Source organism: Rhodopirellula maiorica SM1, from assembly GCF_000346295.1.
Classification (GTDB): Bacteria; Planctomycetota; Planctomycetia; order Pirellulales; family Pirellulaceae; genus Novipirellula; species Novipirellula maiorica.
This window is the reverse complement of record NZ_ANOG01000401.1, coordinates 1-1,234: the sequence shown is the minus strand read 5'-3', so window position 1 is coordinate 1,234 and position 1,234 is coordinate 1. Positions and strand designations below refer to the sequence as shown.

At 60.1% G+C, this 1,234-nt stretch carries 1 protein-coding gene; it reads right to left on the bottom strand.

Annotated elements, in window-relative coordinates; all coding sequences use genetic code 11:
• Window positions 1-94 precede the first annotated feature (94 nt).
• Window positions 95-1,234: DUF1501 domain-containing protein (locus RMSM_RS12975; protein WP_040766227.1), on the bottom strand; the 1,140-nt coding region annotated here is incomplete at its 5' end.

Sequence of the window (1,234 nt, the reverse complement as noted above, 5' to 3'; positions counted from 1 at the left end):
GCAAGTTCAGGGTCACCGGCCCCTCCCCGGAAAGCTCGCTGATAGGCTCGTTTTCCGACCCTCCCAACGCAAGCTGGGAGGGTGATGTCGCAGCTTACGCTAGGACTTCGTGGATGACGTCGCCTTCGACATTGGTTAGCCGTCGCTGGACTCCGTTGTGCTCAAATGTCAATCGCTCGTGATCGAGGCCTAACAGGTGCAGGATCGTGGCGTTGAAATCGTACAGCGGGCGGATGTCTTGCACCGCTTTCTGGCCCAATTCGTCCGTCACGCCGTGGCTGACGCCTGGCTTCACTCCGGCGCCCGTCAACCAACACGTAAACCCATCGGGATTGTGGTCGCGTCCCTTCGCTCCCTTTTGAAAGAACGGCATTCGGCCAAACTCGGTACACCACACCACCAACGTGTCTTCGAGCAGCCCGCGTGACTTCATGTCCTTGATCAAGGCGGCGGTCGGCTGATCAAGAATCGCTGCGTGCTTGTCGTACTGCTCCTTCAACTTGCTGTGCCCGTCCCAGTTCAACTCGCCGCCACTGGCGTAGGCACCGTTGAACACTTGGACAAAGCGAACGCCACGCTCGATCATCCGCCGGGCCAGAATGCAGTTGCGTGCGTATGCGGCTCGCGTGGGATTCGATTCGTCGTCGGCTCCGTAGTTGCGAAGCACATGCGCAGGCTCGGTACTCAAGTCACTGATCTCGGGAACACTCAATTGCATCCGCGCCGCCAATTCATAGCTGGCGATCCGGGCCGCTAATTTTCCGTTGCCGGGGTTTTGTGCCTGGTGCCGCTCGTTCATCCGCTGCAACAGCGAACGGGTCGCCCGATCGGCGTCCGCACCGATGCCGCCGGCGGTCAGATGCCGAATCGGATTCCTTGAACTCAGCGGAGTCCCTTGGAACGCGGCGGGCAAAAATCCCGGCCCCCAATTGTTCGATCCATTTTGAGGGACACCGCGAGGATCGGGAATCGCCACGTAGGCGGGCAGATTCGCATTCTCGCTGCCCAGAGCGTACGTCGCCCACGATCCCAAGCTGGGAAACCCGTCCAAAATGTTGCCCGTCGATAGAAAATTCTCGGCCGGCCCGTGCGTGTTACTCTTGCTGGTCAGCGAGTGAATGAACGCGATGTCGTCGGTCAATTCGGCCAGATGCGGGATCATATCGCTGACCCATTTGCCGGTTTGCCCCCGCTGGCGAAACTTGTATTGCGGGCGAGCCAGGTCGCCGGCCGG